This window comes from Bifidobacterium avesanii, assembly GCF_009299475.1.
Lineage (GTDB): Bacteria > Actinomycetota > Actinomycetes > Actinomycetales > Bifidobacteriaceae > Bifidobacterium > Bifidobacterium avesanii.
Genome location: NZ_WBSN01000011.1, coordinates 19,668 through 37,257, shown reverse-complemented (window position 1 = coordinate 37,257; position 17,590 = coordinate 19,668). Strand labels below are relative to the sequence as shown.

Here is a 17,590-nt window from a genome sequence, read left to right as displayed (position 1 = left end):
ATGGTGAACGAAGACAACAACACGGAAACCGAGCAGTTCCCCCAGTTGGGCGTGGACGTGGGCGTGAAGGGGCGCGCCTCCGAGATTGACGTGGAGCGCGGTCATGCGCTGGAGGCCGGCAGGGGCAAGAAGAACAAGGGCCACGCGCTGGCCAGCATTCTGGGGCCGGCGTTCGTGGCGGCGGTGGCGTACGTGGACCCGGGCAACGTGGCGGCGAACATCACGTCCGGCGCGCGCTACGGGTTCCTGCTGGTGTGGGTGCTCGTGCTCGCCAACGCCATGAGCGTGCTCATCCAGTACCAGTCGGCCAAGCTGGGCATCGTGACCGGCAAGTCCCTGCCGCAGCTGCTCGGCGAGCGCATGAGCGACGCCGGGCGGTTCATGTTCTTCATGCAGGCCGAAGTGATCGCCATCGCGACCGATCTGGCCGAGGTGATCGGCGGCGCCATCGCGCTCAACCTGCTGTTCGGCCTGCCGCTGTTCATCGGCGGCTGCGTGATCGGCGCGGTGTCCACGGTGATGCTCATGTTCGAGGGCGGCCGCACGCAGCGTGTGTTCGAGAAGATCGTCATCTCGCTGCTGCTGGTGATCACGTTCGGCTTCATCGCGGGCCTCGTGATCCAGCCGCCGTCCGTGGGCGACGTGCTGGGCGGTCTGGTGCCGGGGTTCAACGGCACGGATTCGGTGCTCATGGCCTCCTCCATGCTGGGCGCGACCGTGATGCCGCACGCCATCTACCTGCATTCCACGCTGGTCAACGACCACTACGCGGGCGGCGAGAAGAAGCCGGGCGTGCGCCAGCTGCTGCGCGGTTCCAAGATCGACGTGGTGTGGGCGCTGCTGCTCGCCGGCACGGTGAACCTGTCGCTGCTGCTCATCGCCGCGAACAGCCTGTACGGCATGGCCGGCACGGATTCCATCGAGGGCGCGCAGCACGCGATCGTGGCGGTGCTCGGCCCGACGATCGGCGTGATCTTCTCGATCGGCCTGCTGGCGTCGTCGCTGTCGTCCACGTCGGTCGGCACGTACGCGGGCGCGGAGATCATGCGCGGCCTGCTGCACGTCAAGGCGCCGATGTGGGCGTGCCGCGTGGTGACGCTGGTGCCGGCGCTCGTGGTGCTGTGGTTCGCGCCGAACCCGACGATGGCGCTGGTGATCGGGCAGGTGATCCTGTCGATCGGCATCCCGTTCGCCATCATCCCGCTCATGCGCTACACGCACGACCGTAAGCTCATGGGGCAGTATGCGGACGGCATGGTCAAGCACGTGATCTTCATCGCCGTGGCGGTGCTCATCATCGCGCTCAACGTGCTGCTGGTGTACCTGACGCTCACCGGGCGGGCGTGATTGCGGTGCGGCGGCGGGACCTGTGCCGCGAGGGCGTGATCTTCGCCGCCGTGGGGTGCTCGCGGTACCGTGCGCGGGGTGATTGCGGTGCCATGGGTGCGTATTGTGCGCTGTGATGCTGCGGTGCCGCGGTTCATTCATCATGCACATTGCACATTGGTGTCCCAAATCGCATCCATTGACGAAGCCGGATGCAATCCGGGACGTGTGATGGCCGTTCCGTGTCTCGATTCGCATCCGAAATGAAAAGTGGATGCGGTTTGAGACGCAAGGCGGCGGTTTCGTGTCCTGATTCGCATCCGAAGTTGAAAATGGCGGCGGATTGAGACACAGCGAGGGACATCGAGGGACAGCGAGGAACGGCGGTGGAACGTCGGAGCGGACCGGGCTGGGCCCCGGCGGTGATTTGGTGCGTGGCGGGAGCCGAAGGCGTTGGGCGGTCGCGCGACACGCCGGGGGCCGCAGTTGCGCGGAAGGGCCGGTGCGCGGTATTATCGAACCGGTTCGACACACAATGGTGTGATGGGAAGTAGGAAATCACAGCAGCACGATCCGGCCGCATGTCCGCGAGGATGGGCGGCGTAAGGCCGTACGGCGCATCGAACCGGTTCGACACCAGCGTCGGGCCATAACTCAACACGTCAACGCCAACCGCAATCACCCATCATCGATGAAGGAGATGCCATGAAGAACAAGGTCCAGCTCATCACCTACGCGGACCGTCTGGGCGACGGCACCCTCAAGTCCATGACCGAGATCCTGCGCACCCGCTTCGACGGCGTGTACGACGGCGTCCACATCCTGCCGTTCTTCACCCCGTTCGACGGCGCGGACGCCGGCTTCGATCCGATCGACCACACCAAGGTGGACCCGCGACTGGGCTCCTGGGACGACGTGGCCGAGCTGAGCTCCACCCATGACATCATGGTCGACGCGATCGTCAACCACATGAGCTGGGAGTCCAGGCAGTTCCAGGACGTGCTCGCCAAGGGCGAGGAGTCCGAGTACTACCCGATGTTCCTCACCATGAGCTCCGTGTTCCCCAACGGCGCCACCGAGGAGGACCTCGCCGGCATCTACCGCCCGCGTCCGGGCCTGCCGTTCACGCACTACAAGTTCGCCGGCAAGACCCGTCTGGTGTGGGTGAGCTTCACCCCGCAGCAGGTGGACATCGACACCGACTCCGACAAGGGCTGGGAATACCTCATGTCCATCTTCGACCAGATGGCCGCCAGCCACGTGAGCTACATCCGCCTCGACGCGGTGGGCTACGGCGCCAAGGAGGCCGGCACCAGCTGCTTCATGACGCCGAAGACCTTCAAGCTCATCTCCCGCCTGAGGGAGGAGGGCGTCAAGCGCGGCCTCGAGATCCTCATCGAGGTGCACTCGTACTACAAGAAGCAGGTGGAGATCGCCTCCAAGGTGGACCGCGTGTACGACTTCGCGCTGCCGCCGCTGCTCCTGCACTCCGTGTTCTCCGGGAACATCAAGCCCCTCGCCGAGTGGACCGAGATCCGCCCGAACAACGCGGTCACCGTGCTTGACACGCACGACGGCATCGGCGTGATCGACATCGGCTCCGACCAGCTCGACCGCAGCCTCAAGGGTCTCATCCCCGACGAGGACGTGGACAACCTGGTCAAGACCATCCACGCCAACACCAACGGCGAGTCGCAGGCCGCCACCGGCGCCGCCGCGTCCAACCTCGACCTCTACCAGGTCAACTCCACGTACTACTCCGCGCTCGGCCGCAACGACCAGCACTATCTGGCCGCCCGCGCCGTGCAGTTCTTCCTGCCGGGCGTACCGCAGGTCTACTACGTGGGCGCGCTCGCCGGCTCCAACGACATGGAGCTGCTGCGCCGCACCAACAACGGTCGCGACATCAACCGCCATTACTACTCGACTGCCGAGGTGGACGAGAACCTCGCCCGTCCGGTCGTCAAGGCCCTGAACGCCCTGTCGAAGTTCCGCAACGAGCTCGACGCGTTCGACGGCGACTTCTCCTACGAAGTGGCCGACGGCGGCGCGGCGATCACGTTCCGCTGGGAGAATGGTGCCACCGGCACCTCCGCCGCGCTCACCTTCGAACCGTCGCGCGGCCTCGGCGTGGACAACGCGACCCCGATCGCCAGCCTCGCGTGGCACGACGCGGCCGGCGACCACGAGACGCACGACCTGCTCGCCGAGCCCCCGGTCGCGGCCTGACCGCAGAGTCCCGGGCGGGGAGCCACAAGCGGAGGCCGCCCCGCCGGCCCGGGCCATGCGACACGGCATGCGCCCGGGCCCGCAGCACTTGACAAAGCAGTCAACAACGACAACGCAGTCAACAACCAAAGAGAAAAGAGCACACCATGAGTGAAGAGAACGACAAGTTCGTGCGCCCGGGCATCGACGACCGCCCGGACTACGACAAGGCGCTCACGCCCGAGCAGAAGGAGGCCGTCGAGCGGCTGGCCATGAAGCCCGGAGAGACCAAGACCATCGAGACCGACCCGGCGGACGCCACGGTCGCCGCCGCGCAGGCGAAGGCCGCGAACCTCGCCACCGCCGTGGCCAGCGTGGACTCCGCCGCGCCGGACCTCAACTCCGCGTTCAACGACATGCGCGACCCGATGGTCTCCGCCGACGGCCACCGCCCGACCAAGGCCGAGATCATCCGCCTTGGCGTGGGCTTCACCCTGTCCGCCGTGGCCTGCGCCATCCCGTGGGTCGCCCTGAGCTCGCTGATCCTGCCCGAGCTGCTCGACCAGATCGACCCGGCCTCCCGCGACGCCATGATCGGCGCCCTGAACGCGGCCGGCTCCGTGGTGGCCCTGCTCGCCAACGTGATCTTCGGCACCTTCTCCGACCTGACCCGCTCGCGCTTCGGCCGCCGCACCCCGTGGATCATCGCCGGCGGCGTCATCACCGGCCTGTGCGCGCTGCTGCTCGGCGCCACCCACTCCCACGCGGTGATCATGGTCGCCTGGTGCGGCATGCAGCTCGGCTACAACGTCATGCTCGCCCCGTTCGTCGCCACCATGTCCGACCGCGTGCCGGACAAGGTCCGCGGCACCATCTCCGGCTTCTATGGCGCCGGCATCGCCTGCGGCCAGACGCTCGGCTCCCTCGTGGGCGCGCAGGTCATCAAGGCCGCCGGCCTGTCCACCGGCTTCATGATGGCCGCCTGCGTGTTCGGCTTCATCGGCATCGTCACCGTGATCGTCTGGCCGCGCGAGAAGTCCAGCGTGGACCTGCCGCGCGAGCCGTTCAGCGCCAAGATGCTGCTCATGAGCTTCCGCCCGCCCAAGAACGCGCCCGACTTCTACTACGCGCTGTTCGGCCGCACCATGATGATGGCCGGCTACAACATGATCGTCATGTACCAGCTGTACATCGTCAAGTACTACACGCTGGCCGGCTCCGGCCTCAAGGACCAGGCGCTGGCGGACGAGGCCGCGAACATCATCGCCGTCATGGCCACCATCACGCTCGTCGTCTCGCTCGTGGCCGCGCTCGTGGCCGGCCCGCTGACGGACAAGATCGGCATGCGCAAGGTGCCGGTCGCCATCGCCAGCTGCCTGTACGCGGTGGGCGTGCTCATGCCGTGGATCATCCCGAGCGCCATGGGCATGTACCTGTTCGCCGCGATCGCCGGCTTCGGCTACGGCGTGTACAACGCGATCGATCAGGCGCTCAACGTGTCCGTCCTGCCGAACCCGGACGAGGCCGGCAAGGACCTCGGCATCCTCAACCTCGCGAACACGCTGTGCACCGTGCTCGGCTCGCTGCTCGGCTCGATCGTCGTGGTGATCTCCGGCCAGAACTACATGTGGATCTTCCCGGTCGCCATCGTGCTCGTGCTCGTGGCCGCGTTCCTGATCATGCGCATCAAGAACGTGAAGTAGTTCCCTCCGTTTCCCGTTTCCCTGTTTCCCCACCGGGCCCCCGCCGTGGCGTTTCCCTCGCCGCGGCGGGGCCCTTTGCGTTGCGGGCTGTCGAAATCGCTTTCTAAGCTGTGGGGCGGAAGAGGGATTGACAGAGAGGAACCGCAACCATGCCCGAACCATCCCAAAATCAGCAGCCTCGCAAGTTCGTCATGCCCGGCGACGTGTACGTGCGCCCCGGCATCGACGACAGGCCCGACCCAGACAAGGTGCTGTCCGCCGCGGACAAGGCCGCCATCGCGCGCCTCGCCGTCCGCCTGCCGCAGGACAAGGCCACCGCGTCCGCCGACCAGTCCGGCCTGCAGTCCACGCGCATGGCCACCGAGATGACGCCCGCCGTGGCCGCCGCCACCATCGACGCCGCCATGCCCGACCCGGACTCCGCGTACCTCGACATGCGCGACCCGGTCGTGGCCGCCGACGGCACCCGCCCGACCAAGGGCCAGATGCTGCGCATCAAGCTCGGCTTCGTGGCCGGCGCGATCCTGTGCGCGGTCCCGATGGCCGCCGCCACCGGCACGCTCCTGCCCGCGTGGCTCGACCGGTTCGGCATGATGCCGGCCGTATCCGCCCTGTGCCTGCTGAGCGCGCTCGGCGCCGTGATCTCCTTCTACACGCAGACCGTGTTCGCTTCCACGTCCGACGCCACGCATTCCGTGCTCGGCCGGCGCACCATGTGGATCGTCGGCGGCGGCCTGCTGACCGGACTGGCCATGTGGGGTCTGGCCTCGCTCGGCGGCGCGACGATCCTGCCGCGCCTCGTGGTGATCCTGTGGTGCGTGGTGCAGGCGTGCTACGGCATGCTCATCGGCCCGTTCGTGAGCGTCATGGCCGACCGTGTGCCCGACAAGTTCCGTCCGAGCGCCGACGCCTGGTACGGCACCGCGCTCGCCGTGGCGCAGATGCTCGGCGGCTTCGCGGGCGTGCTGTTCGTCGACCGCATCCATCAGGGCCTCACGTGGGGCGCCGCCGCGCTGGCGCTCGCGGGCATCGTGGCCGTGGTGGTTTGGCCGCGCGAGCGCTCGAGCGTCGAAATGCGTCTGCCGAGCAGCATGGACGACGCGTTCGCCTCGCTGAGCCTCAAGGGCAAGGTGCCGGGGTTCCGCCGCGTGTTCTGGTCGCGCCTGTTCCTCATGACCGCCGTGGGCTGCGTGACCGTGGTGGCGTTCTTCGTGGCGAAGTACGGCGTGTTCGCCGGCACGTCCGGCGTCGCGGGGGAGAACCGCAACGCCGCCTCCGCGCTGCTGCTCGCATGGATGGGCGTGGTGACGCTGGTCGTCTCGCTCGTGGCCGCGTGGGCGTCCGGGCCGATCGCCGACCGGTTCGGCGCGTGGGGTCCGTCGCTGGCGGGCGCCGCGTGCGTGGCCGTGGGCGCGCTCATGCCGATCGTGCTGCCCGCCTCCGTGCTCGGGCTGCTGCTGTTCGCCGGGTTCGCCGGGTTCGGTCTGGGCCTGTTCAACGCGGTCGGCCAGGAGCTCGTGTCCGCCGTGCTGCCCGACCCGCGCGAGGCCGGCCGTGTGCTCGGCACCCTGAACCTCGCCGGCACGCTGAGCGTGGTGGTTTCCGCGCTGGCGGCGGGCGTGATCCTGCGCTTCGCTGGCTCCTTCACCGCGCTGTTCGCCGCCGCCGTGGCGTTCGCGGTGGTCTCCGCGGCGTTCCTCGTGAGCGTGAAGGGCGCGATCGACGCCTAGGGCCGACGTCCGACCAGCGGAAAAGCGCGGATTGAGCGAATCCGGTGCGCTGGACCGCATTTTCGCCGCTCACAGACTGGATTCGCTCAATCCGCCGCAAACGCGGGGTGGGGATTGAGCGAATCCAGTGCGTGAGCGGCAACGCTGCGGACGGGGAAGCGACGGCTAGGCGCCGAGCTCGGCGAGGGTGCGCTGGGCGACGGTGGCGAGCAGGTTCGCGCCGTCCGCCAGCGCGTCGAGCTTCGGGAAGAACGTGGGGCCGTGCATCGGACGGTCCGCGTTGCCGACGCCGATGTGGATGAACGCGCCCGGAGCCTCCTGCAGGTAGTACGAGAAGTCCTCGCCGCCGAGCGACGCCTGCCCGCCGGCTGTGACCGTGAGTCCCAGCGCGGTGGCGGTGTCCGCTGCGAGGGCCGACCAGTGCTCGTCGTTGACGACCGAGGGCGCGCCGTACTCCCACTCGAAGTCGATGGGGGTGCCGTAGGCGGCGCCGAGGCCGTTGACGAGCGCCTGGAAGCGGTCGTGGATGATCACGCGGTCCTCCGGGAACGCGGTGCGCGCGGTGCCCTCGAGGAACGCGGTGGGGGCGATGACGTTCCACGTCTTGCCGGATTCGACGTGCGTGACCGTGACGACGCGGGGGTGCGACGGCTCGACGTCCTGCCCGGCGATCGACTGGATGCCGTCGATGAGCGCGGCCAGCGTGCGGATCGGGTTGGCGCCGCCGTTCGGATGCGCGGCGTGCGTGCCTTTGCCGTTGATGGTGATGCGGAACTTGTCCACCGCGCCGCTGTCCGGGCCGGGGTGAATGACGAAGACGCCCGGTTCGGTGCCGTTCGTGTCGTGCACGCCGTAGAACGCCTCCACGTCCTTCAAAGCGCCGGTGTTGATCACCGTGACCGCGCCGGTGGGCACCTCCTTGGTGGCGGCCACCTCCTCGGCCGGCTGGAAGATCACCTTGACCGTGCCGGCGAACGAGTCGCGGCGGGCGGCGAGGATGAGCGCCGCGCCGAGGGCCGTGGTGAGGTTGTAGTCGTGGCCGCAGCCGTGCAGGTAGCCCTCGTTGAGCGAGGCGTACGGCACGCCGGTCTGCTCGGTGATCGGCAGGCCGTCGATGTCGCCGCGCACCGCCACCACATGGCCGGCGCCGGAAACGGCCGACGGGTCCGCCGTGCCCTCGATGCGCGCCACGAGACCGGTCCTGAGACCCGTGTCGAGGATCTCGATGCCGTGCGCGGTGAGGATCTCCCTGATGCGTGCGGTGGTGGCGACCTCCCCGTAGGACGGTTCCGGATGCTGGTGGAACCAGCGGCAGTGGTCCTCGAGCTGCGACTGGAGGCCTTCGGGGACGGGATAGGCGGCGGAGGCGGCGGGCGCGGCGGATGCGGTGTTGGACATGGCGATTCCTTTCGACTGTCCCACACCTTACCCACCGCGGCCCGTCCGCTCGCCGGCGCGGCTATACGCGTTCCTTATGGGCGGCTACGCGGTCGTGTCTGTGCAGACACGACCGCGCCGGCTCAGCGCCCGATCTTGCGGTACCTCGGGTTGCTGGCGGGGATGGAGTCGAGCAGGCTCTTCGTGTAGTCGTCCTGAGGGTGGTTGAACACGTCGTCCACGGACCCGCGCTCCACGATCCGCCCGTTGTGCATCACGAGGATGGACGAGCAGATGTGCTCCACCACGCTCAGGTCGTGCGAGATGAACAGAAACGACACGTTGCGCTTGCGCTGCAGTTCGCTGAACAGGTTGATGATCTCCGCCTGAATCGACACGTCGAGCGCGGAGACCGGCTCGTCCGCCACCACGAACTCGGGCTGCAGGGCCATGGCGCGCGCGATCACGATGCGCTGGCGCTGGCCGCCGGAGAACTCGTGCGGGTAGCGGTTCACGCAGGAGGAGTCCATGCCGCACAGCTCCAGCGTCTCCACCACCTTGTCCATCACGTCGCGCTTGGTGGCCATTTTGTGGTGCAGCAGCGCCTCGCCGATCGCGAAGCCGACCTTGAGCCGCGGGTTGAGCGCGCTGTACGGGTCCTGGAACACGTACTGCATGCGCGTGCGCAGCTTGGCGAGTTTGCGGCTGCTCAGCGAGAACACGTCCGTGCCGTCGAAGATCACGTCGCCGGAGGTCTTGGCGTGCAGGCGTAGGACCGTCTGGCCTGTCGTGGTCTTGCCGGAGCCGGATTCGCCCACGAGGCCCACGGTCTCGCCGCGGCGCACGTCGAAGCTCACGTCGTCCACGGCCTTCTTCACGTTGCCCTCGCCCTTGCCGAAGCCGTGCACGCGCTCGAAGTATTTCTTGAGGTGCCGCACGGTGAGGATCGGCTCGGCATCGGCCGGAACGCCGCCGGTGCCGCCGCCGTTAGCGCCGTCCGCGTCCGCCGGCTCGATCGTCTCGGCGGTCAGCGCCGACCAGTCCTGCGGCTGCGCGATTTCGCCGTCGCCCACCTCGCGCATCACCTCGTGCAGCGTGGGCAGGCGGCGCAGCTTGCGGCCGATGATCGGGCGCGTGAGCAGCAGCGCCTTGGTGTACGGGTGCCGCGGGCGGTCGAAGATGTCCTCCACCGGGCCGCGCTCCACGATGTGCCCGTCGTACATGACCAGCACGTCGTCCGCCGTCTCCGCCACCACGCCCAGATCGTGCGTGATGAGCAGGATCGACAGCCCGATCTCGTCCTTGAGCCTGACCAGAAGCCGGAGGATCTGGGCCTGCACGGTCACGTCGAGCGCGGTGGTCGGCTCGTCGGCGATGAGCAGCTTCGGGCCGCAGCACAGGGCGATGGCGATCATCGCGCGCTGCAGCATGCCGCCGCTCAGCTCGTGCGGGTAGGCGGTCATGATCGCCTCGGGGTTGGGCAGGTCCACGCGCCTGAGCCATTCGACCGAGCGCTTGGCGGCCTCGTCGCGCGTCACGTCCGCATGCGCGCGGATCGTCTCGATGAGCTGCTCGCCGATCGTGAAGACCGGGTCGAGCGAGTGCATCGGCTCCTGGAAGATCATGCCGATGCGCGCGCCGCGGACCTTGCGCAGCGCCTTCGCGTCCAACTTGAGCAGGTCCGTGCCGTCGAACGTCACGCTGCCGCCGACCACCCTGCCCGGGCGGTCCACGAGGTTGATGATCGACATGGCGGTGGCGCTCTTGCCGGAGCCCGATTCGCCGATCAGGCAGCACACGCGGCCGCGGCGCACGTCGAAGCTCACGTCGTCCACGGCCTTTTTGACCGTGCCGTCGTCCGGGTAGAAGTAGGTCCTGAGGTTGCGCACGCTCAGCGCCACGTCGTTGGTTTCGTTGTCGTTCACGGTTTCGTCAGTCATCGTCTTCGCCTCCGTTCCCGCGGCTCACGCGTACTGCTTCGGATCGAACGCGTCGCGCAGACGGTCGCCGATCGTGTTGATGGAGATCACCGTGGCGAACACCGCCAGGCCCGGCGTGACCCACAGCCACCAGTGCATCTGGAAGTCGATGAGGTTGTTGGCCGCGGAGATCATGTTGCCCCACGAGGGGATGGGCTGCGAGACGCCGAGGCCGAGGAAGCTCAGCGCCGACTCGTTCATGATGCCGTTCGCGGTGGCCAGCGTGGCCTCCACGATGAGGATCGGGTACGTGTTGGGCAGGATGTGGCGGAACAGCTTCGAGCCGGTGCCGAGCCCCAGCACGTCGGCCGCGCGCACGTACATGCGTTCGCGGATGGAAAGCACCTGGCCGCGGATCATGCGGGCGATGGAAGGCCAGCCCACGAAGCTCAGCATCACGATCACGAAGTACACCTTGAGCTCGGCGGGCACCTTGAAGGCGCTCAGCAGCGCGGCGATGATGAACATGAGCGGCATGCTCGGGATGGACAACACGACGTCCGCGATGCGCATGGTCACGCCGTCCACCCAGCCGCCGAAGTAGCCGGAGACCACGCCCAGCACGGCGCCGAACAGCACCGAGACGAGCATGGAGATCAGCCCGATGGCGATGGAGATGCGGCCGGCGTACATGACGCGCGTGAACACGTCGCGCCCGTAGCTGTCCGTGCCGAGCCAGTGCTCCGCGCTCGGGCCCTGCTTCATGTTCATCACGTCGTAGTCGTTGATGCCCCACGGGCTCAGGAACGGTCCCACGTAGCTGATGAGCACGATGGCCAGCAGCACGATGAGCGCGGCCACGGCGGTCTTGTTGCGCAGGAACGCGTGGATCGCGTCGCGCCACAGCGAGCCGCCGCGGGTGCGCGCGGAGCGGTCCAGCGCCCCGGCGAGCTCGGCGTCCCGTTCGGCGTTCTTCCTGCGGGTGGCGAATGGCAGTCGGGAGCTCATCGCGAGGCCTCCTTGCTTCGGGTGATGCGCACGCGCGGGTCCGCGAGGGTGTAGAGCACGTCCGCGATGAAGTTGCCCACGATGGTCAGGCACGCGAGCAGCATGGTGATGGACATGAGCAGCGCGTAGTCGCGCGTGGTGACGGATTCGAACTGGATGCGGCCGATGCCGGGCCAGCTGAAGATCTGCTCGGTGATGATCGCGCCGGAGAACAGGGCCGGCAGGCGGAAGCCGAGCAGCGTGATGGCGGGCAGCATGGCGTTGCGCAGCGCGTGCTTGCCCACCACGCTCGCCTCCGAGAGACCCTTGGCGCGCGCGGTGCGGATGAAGTCCATGCCCAGCGTGTCCAGCATGGACGTGCGGAAGTAGCGGGTGAGCGGGCCGAAGTTGACGCACACGATCACCAGCATGGGCAGGATGGCGTGGTGGATCACGTCGAACCAGTACGCCGCGCCCGTGTAGTTGGAGCCGGTGGTGATGAGGCCGCCCACCGGCATGACGCCCAGATTGAGGGCGAAGACCTTGATGAGCACCAGACCCACGAAGAACGAGGGCAGCGACATGAGCGCGAACACCACGAACGTGATCGCGCGGTCTCCGAACGAGTACTGGTGGCGCGACGAGTACACGCTCACCGCGATGGCCAGCGCCCACGCGATGATGAACGCGCCGAACGAGACGATGAACGAGTTCCAGATGTAGTTGGAGATCACCGTGGAGACCGGCAGGTTGTACTGCATGGAGAAGCCCCAGTCGCCGCGCAGCAGCTGGCCGAGCCACGTGAAGTAGCGCTCCACCACGGGCTTGTTGAGGCCGTACGCCTCGCGCAGCTGGTCGAGGCGTTCCTGGGTGAGCTTGGTGTCGCCGGAGAAGAAGTCGCCGGGCATGAGCGCGAAGAGCGCGAACACCAGGATGGACGTGCCCAGCAGTGTGGGGATCATGAGCAGGAATCGTTGGAGCGTGTATCGAAGCATGAGTGGGGATGGCCTTTCGTCTTCGGATGCTCGGCTGGTTGAATGTTATACGAAAGCGCCCGAATGCCCCGCCGCCGGGTCGAGGGGTGACCGGGCGGCGGGGCATTCGGGGCGGATGCGGCTTACTGCTGCTTGATCGAGAGCTTGGCGAGCTGGAGCGCGGCGTCGCCGGTGCCGCGGAAGAAGTTCTCGCCGCCCTGGATGCGGTCGTTCCAGGCGTTGAAGCCCTTGATGTAGCCGATGAGCAGGTACGGCGGGTCGTTGCTCAGCTCCTGGTAGAGCTTGGCGTAGACCGGCTTGCGGGCGTCGCGGTCGGACGCGGAGATGCTCTGCTTGACCAGATCGCGCACGGTGGCGTTGTCGTATCCCTCGGGGTTGACGGACTCGTCGAGCGTGCCGAACTCCTTGACCGCCTCGTACGGGTCGTTGATGACTGACGTGCGGAAGGTGATCATGTCGTAGTCGCCGCTGTGCAGACGGGTCGTCTCGGTGTTCTGGTCGGTGACCTCGGTCTGCAGGTCGATGCCGATCTGCTTGTACTGGTCCTTGCCGATGGTCAGCATCGGGTCGGTCTGGTCCTTGGTCACGTAGGTGAGCGTGAGCTTCTTGCCGTCCTTCTCGCGGATGCCGTCGGAGCCCTTCGTCCAGCCCTCCTGGTCGAGCAGCTGCTCGGCCTTGGCCTGGTCGTAGTCGTACGTGTTCACGCCGTCGGTGGTGTAGGCCCAGTTGCTCGGCGGGGCGTACACGTTGGCGACCTCGCCGTAGCCCTTGTACCAGGCGGCGACGATCTGCTTGCGGTCGAGGCCGTAGTACAGGGCCTGGCGCACGGCCTTGGTCAGGTACGGCTTCTTCGCGTTGAAGATGGAGTAGGAGAAGTACGGGTTGGTGCGGATGTTCACGTTCGACCAGCCGAAGCCCTTGAGCTGCTCGAGCACGTCCGGGTCGGGGGTGAACACGTCGGTGTCGGTGTCGCCGTTCTGGTAGGACTGCAGGGCCGTGTCGTCGGTGACGACCTTGAAGATCAGGTGCTCGATCTGCGGCTTGCCGCCGTAGTAGTTCGGGTTGGCGGTGTAGCGGACCTCCTGGCCGGGCACGTACTTGTCCAGCGTGTAGGGGCCGGCGCCGAGCGGCTTGTCGTAGAACTGCTGCAGGTAGTCGAGCTGGCCGCGCTTGTAGTCCTTGCCGTAGTAGTTCTTGGACAGCACGTAGCCGCCGATCGCGGTGAGGGCCACCGGGTTGACCTTCTCGGTGGTTACGGAGACGGTGTGCTCGTCGACGACCTTGATGCCGGAGATGGAGTCGGCCTTGCCGCTCTTGTAGTCCTCCGCGCCCTGGATGCCGATCTCGGTGAAGTCCGCGAGGCCGAAGTTGTAGGCCGGGTCGTTCTCGAGCGTGAGCGTGAAGGCCACGTCGTCGGCGGTCACCGGGGTGCCGTCGGAGAACTTGGCGTCCTCGCGCAGGTGGTACGTGTAGGTGAGGTTGTCCGAGGAGACCTCCCACGACTTGGCGAGGTCGCCCACCGGGTTGCCGTCCTTGTCGTAGACGACCAGCGAGGCGAAGATCGGCTGCACGAGGTTCTCGTCCCACGCGTTGCGGTAGAAGTACGGCAGGAACACGCCGCCGGCGTTCTTGATGGTCGCCACGAACGTGTCCGTGCGCTTGTTGGCGTTCGCCGGGCTCTTGGACGGGTCGGTGGCCTTGATGGTTTCGTCGGCGATGGCCTGCACGTTGCCGGTGGACACCTGGGACGCCGTCTTGTTGCCGGTGCCGCCGCAGCCGGCCAGCGCGGTGACGGCGACGAGCGCCGCGGCCAGCGCGCGGAATCCGCGGGCCCTGAGCCTGCCGCCCGGGGTGAGTGTCCTCGATGCCTTCGATGTCTGAAGCGTCATGATCGTTTGCCCTCTCTCATCGGAACGCCCCGACGTCATATCGGGGCGGTTTGGTGCCGACCATACCCGCATGCGGGCGTTCGCGGGCCGGCGCGGCTATACGCGTTGCTTATGGGAGGTTACAGGGCGGGGGCGGAATGGTCCAGCGTTGTTCGCCGCGGGCCTGCGGGCCGCATGGCATCGGCACTTTGGCGCATCGGCGGTTCGGCGCTCGCCGCCGGGTTGCTTGGTCTGTATTCGGGGCCGTCACAGCGTGGCGATGAACCGTTCCAGCACGCGCTCTCCGAACCTGAGCGATTCGACGGGCACCCGTTCGTCCACGCCATGGAAGCGCGCGATGTACCGGAAGGCCGGCGGTGTGCGCAGGGGCGCGAATCCCAGCGCCTGCGCGCCCGGGCTCACGCCGAGCACGGCCTTGCTGTCCGTGCCGCCGGAAGACAGGAACGGCAGCACCCGGGCCTGGGGATCGAACTCGTGGATGGCGTTTGCGGCCGCCCGGAACAGCGCGCCGGACGGATCGCTCAGATAGCCGTTGCTGCGATGGATCGCGCTGACCGTCACGCCGTCGCCGGCCAGCGAACGCAGCGTGCGGAGCAGCGGCTCCTCCTGACCGGGCAGTGCGCGGCCGTCCACCAGCGCGCTCGCCGTGGCCGGAATCACGTTCACGGTGCTGTCTGCGTCGATGGAGCTCACGTTGAACGTGTTGCGCAGCGAGGATGCGATCCAGGGTTCCGTGGCGCCGGCGTGGCGCACCAGCGTGCGGACGGCTTCGTCGTCGACGGCCTGAGCGGAGCCGGCCGGCGAATCGGTCAGAGACCGCAGCCCGTCCAGCAGCATGCGGGTCACCGGATTGACGTCCACGGGCCAGCGGTATGCGGCGATGCGGCAGGCGGCTTCGGCGATGCGCACCACGGCGTTGTCCCGGTTGATCTGCGAGCCGTGCGACTGCGTGCCGCGCGCTTCGAGCCGGAACCACTGGGTGCCCTTTTCGCCCACCTGCACGTAGTAGACCCGCCGCCCGTTCACCTGATCGGAGAATCCACCGGTTTCGCTCACCACGTATCCCACATGGGCGAAGATGTCCGGCCGGTGCTCGGCCACCCATATGGAGCCATAGCGTCCGCCCGCCTCCTCGTCCGGCAGCAGCGCCAGCCGGACGTCCCGCCGCGGACGCGTGCCGTTGCGGGCCAGCGATCGAAGGGCGGCGAGGGTCATGCCCACCATGTCCTTCATGTCCACGGCGCCGCGGCCCCACACGCAGGGGATGCCGTCGGCGTCTGTGCGGATCTCGCCGCCGAACGGATCCACGGACCATTGCGCCGGGTCGACCGGCACGGTGTCGAGATGGCCGTGGATGAGCAGCGGCGGCAGCGACCGGTCCATGCCCGGCAGGGTGGCCGTGACGATCGCGCGGCCCGGTGCGCTTTCCATGATCGTCGGTGCGATGCCGGCCTCCGCCAGACGGTCGGCGGCCCATTGCGCGGCCGGGCGTTCGTTGCAGCGGTCCGGGGAGTCGGTGCAGGCATTGCGCGTGTCGAACCGGATGAGCCGGCGGGTGAAGGCGACGGCCTCGGCTTCGGCGGTGGTTTCGGTGGTTGCGATATGCCGGTCCGGGGCGCGACCGTTGCCGGTTCCATACGTGGTATCCGCCCGGTCGCCGGTTGTTGCGTGCAATGCGGTCATGATGATGAGTGCCCCCTGACATGCTGCTGCGCCGGTGCTCCCGTGAGACGGCGCGCCGCCGCCCTCCGTGCGCCGGTGCTTATACGCTATCGTGGCGGCCGGCTAGGCGCCGGGGCGCGGCTATAAGGGTTTTCTGTAGCCGGTTGCATGCCGCCGGCGGGGCATGACGCGTGGCAGGCGGTCCGTTGTCGACGGTCCGTGCGTGTCGGCTATGATCGACGTGATCATAGTCGACGGAGAAAGGGCCCGCCATGGGAGCATCAGTCAGCGATCAGCTCACCGCCGAGGACGCGCAGTGGGCGGCCGTCACCGCGGCCAAACTGGAGGCCAAGTTCGCGGCCGAGCGCGACCGCGTGGGCTCGCGCATCCCGTACATCGCCGTGGACGGGCGGTACGAGGAGGACATGGCCGTCACCTTCCCAGGCTGGTGGACGAACGGGTTCTGGCCCGGCATCCTGTGGCAGATGTTCCACGCGACCGGCGACCCGAGCTACATGACCCCCGCCCGGACCATCGAGGAGACCACGCTGGACGGCGTGATCGCCGCCTACGAGAAGCTCGACCACGACGTCGGCTTCCTGTGGCTGCTGTCCGCGGTGGCCGACTGGCGTCTGACCCGCAACGAGGCGTCGCGCGTGCGCGGCCTGCATGTGGCCACGGTGCTCGCCGGGCGCTTCAACCCGATCGGCCGGTTCATCCGCGCATGGAACGAACCCGGGCGCGAGGGGTGGGCGATCGTCGACTCGATGATGAACATCCCGCTGCTGTTCTGGGCCACCGACGAGACCGGCGACCCGCGCTTCGCCGAGGTGGCGCGCCTGCACGCGGACACCATGCTGGCCAACGTGGTGCGCGCGGACGGCTCGTGCAACCACATCGTGTGCTTCGACCCGGCGACCGGCGAATTCGAGAAGGCGCCGGCCGGGCAGGGCTACGAGGCCGGCTCGAGCTGGAGCCGCGGTCAGGCGTGGGGCATCTTCGGCTTCGCGCGCGCCTACCGCCATACCGGCGACGAGCGCTATCTGGACGCCGCCAAGCGCGTGGCGCACTACTTCTGCTCGCAGGTGGCGCTGACCGGCGGCATCGCGCTCGTGGACTTCCGTCAGCCCGCCGAACCCAAGGTGTTCGACGCGATCGCGTCCTGCGTGGCGGCTGACGGGCTCATCGAGCTCGCCGAGCTGGTGCCCGAGGCCGAGCGCGCGTTCTACCGCCAGTGGGCCATGCTGATCCTGCGCGCCGTGGCGGACCGCGCCTGCGACTTCGACCCCGCGCGCGACGGCGTGGTGCAGCTGTGCTCGGACAAATACCATGACGGCCGCATCCACGTGCCGATCATCTACGCCGACTACTTCCTGCTCGAGGCCGTGCTGCGCCTGCAGGGGCGCGCCGTCGATCTGTGGTGACTGCGGCGACCGTGATGACCGTGGCGACTGCGGCGACTGCGGCGACTGCGGCGACCGTGCGGTCGTCCGCCGCCATTGGCCGCCGGTTGCGCCGCGGCGTGGCTATGCCTCTCGCGAGGTGAATTTCTCGCTGGCTGTGTCCCGATCCGCATCCATTTCCGTATTTGGTTGCGGATTGGGACGCAAACCGGCTGTCCTGTGTCTCGGTTCGCATCCGTCTTCGGAATTGGTTGCGGATTGGGACATGAACCGGCCCTTCTGTGTCTCAACCTGCATCCATTTCTGGGATTGGATGCGGATTGAGACGCAGATCAGCCTCTCTGTGTCTCAATCCGCATCCGGCGTGGCCCCGGTTTCGATTGCTCATGAA

General features: G+C 67.8%; 11 protein-coding genes. 5 read left to right on the top strand and 6 right to left on the bottom strand.

Annotated features, from left to right (window positions below; genetic code table 11):
* From DSM100685_RS06890 to DSM100685_RS06875, 4 genes are all read left to right on the top strand, one after another.
* Complete coding sequence (locus DSM100685_RS06890) at positions 1 to 1,347, top strand: Nramp family divalent metal transporter (protein ID WP_152350619.1); 1,347 nt, start codon at positions 1 to 3, stop codon at positions 1,345 to 1,347.
* A gap of 684 nt (positions 1,348 to 2,031) precedes the next feature.
* Positions 2,032 to 3,555: a sucrose phosphorylase gene (gene gtfA / locus DSM100685_RS06885; protein WP_152350618.1), complete on the top strand. Its 1,524-nt coding sequence runs from the start codon at positions 2,032 to 2,034 to the stop codon at positions 3,553 to 3,555.
* A gap of 146 nt (positions 3,556 to 3,701) precedes the next feature.
* Positions 3,702 to 5,237: an MFS transporter gene (locus DSM100685_RS06880; protein ID WP_152350617.1), complete on the top strand. Its 1,536-nt coding sequence runs from the start codon at positions 3,702 to 3,704 to the stop codon at positions 5,235 to 5,237.
* Between the two features lie 149 nt (positions 5,238 to 5,386).
* Complete coding sequence (locus tag DSM100685_RS06875) at positions 5,387 to 6,967, top strand: MFS transporter (RefSeq protein WP_152350616.1); 1,581 nt, start codon at positions 5,387 to 5,389, stop codon at positions 6,965 to 6,967.
* Between the two features lie 165 nt (positions 6,968 to 7,132).
* On the opposite strand, the gene DSM100685_RS06870 is transcribed toward DSM100685_RS06875, so the two are convergent.
* The 6 genes from DSM100685_RS06870 to DSM100685_RS06845 form a co-directional block, all read right to left on the bottom strand.
* Positions 7,133 to 8,365 carry an amidohydrolase gene (locus DSM100685_RS06870; protein WP_152350615.1) on the bottom strand — a complete coding sequence of 411 codons (1,233 nt, stop codon included), beginning with the start codon at positions 8,363 to 8,365 and terminating at the stop codon, positions 7,133 to 7,135.
* Between the two features lie 122 nt (positions 8,366 to 8,487).
* Positions 8,488 to 10,284 carry an ABC transporter ATP-binding protein gene (locus DSM100685_RS06865; protein WP_152350614.1) on the bottom strand — a complete coding sequence of 599 codons (1,797 nt, stop codon included), beginning with the start codon at positions 10,282 to 10,284 and terminating at the stop codon, positions 8,488 to 8,490.
* 24 nt (positions 10,285 to 10,308) lie between these two features.
* On the bottom strand, positions 10,309 to 11,271 hold the full coding sequence (opp4C, locus tag DSM100685_RS06860) for an oligopeptide ABC transporter permease (protein WP_152350613.1): 963 nt from the start codon (positions 11,269 to 11,271) through the stop codon (positions 10,309 to 10,311).
* Positions 11,268 to 12,245, bottom strand: a complete 978-nt coding sequence (locus DSM100685_RS06855) for an ABC transporter permease (protein ID WP_152350612.1) — start codon at positions 12,243 to 12,245, stop codon at positions 11,268 to 11,270. Before DSM100685_RS06855 ends, opp4C begins: the two co-directional genes overlap by 4 nt.
* 122 nt (positions 12,246 to 12,367) lie before the next feature.
* Positions 12,368 to 14,134: an ABC transporter substrate-binding protein gene (locus DSM100685_RS06850; RefSeq protein WP_152350611.1), complete on the bottom strand. Its 1,767-nt coding sequence runs from the start codon at positions 14,132 to 14,134 to the stop codon at positions 12,368 to 12,370.
* 246 nt (positions 14,135 to 14,380) lie between these two features.
* Positions 14,381 to 15,817 carry a M20/M25/M40 family metallo-hydrolase gene (locus DSM100685_RS06845; RefSeq protein WP_152350610.1) on the bottom strand — a complete coding sequence of 479 codons (1,437 nt, stop codon included), beginning with the start codon at positions 15,815 to 15,817 and terminating at the stop codon, positions 14,381 to 14,383.
* A 251-nt stretch (positions 15,818 to 16,068) separates the two neighbouring features.
* On the opposite strand from DSM100685_RS06845, the gene DSM100685_RS06840 reads away from it, so the two are divergent.
* On the top strand, positions 16,069 to 17,220 hold the full coding sequence (locus DSM100685_RS06840; RefSeq protein WP_152350609.1) for a glycoside hydrolase family 88 protein: 1,152 nt from the start codon (positions 16,069 to 16,071) through the stop codon (positions 17,218 to 17,220).
* Positions 17,221 to 17,590 lie beyond the last annotated feature (370 nt).